The 234-nt window shown below is 58.5% G+C and carries 1 protein-coding gene; it reads left to right on the top strand.

What is annotated here, in order from left to right; translation table 11 throughout:
* Window positions 1-234 (top strand): hypothetical protein (locus HMPREF2874_RS09605; protein ID WP_210397936.1); only part of this gene is annotated, 234 nt, incomplete at both ends.

The following is a 234-nucleotide window of genomic DNA, read 5'->3' as shown; positions in this document are numbered from 1 at the left end:
GCGTCTTCTGCAGGTTTCTTCGGATGGTTCCGGCTCGTCCCTAACCTATGGTGCGGCTGGGTTCGTGAACTCGGTGGCATCATGGGGTTCTGCTGACGATTCTGCCGTAGCCTTCTCGCTGCTGTGTGCTTCTACTGATGGTCGTGTGCTTGCTGCCGGTGGTGCGCCTGCTGGTGTACCCGAGTTTGGCGTGCCCTCAACCGATGCTCGCGCTAATGCTGGTTTTGATGCTTC

It is taken from the genome of Rothia sp. HMSC068F09, assembly GCF_001812775.1.
Taxonomy (GTDB): Bacteria; Actinomycetota; Actinomycetes; order Actinomycetales; family Micrococcaceae; genus Rothia; species Rothia mucilaginosa_A.
Note: the sequence above shows the minus strand (reverse complement) of the source record. Positions and strands in the feature narration are given on the sequence as shown.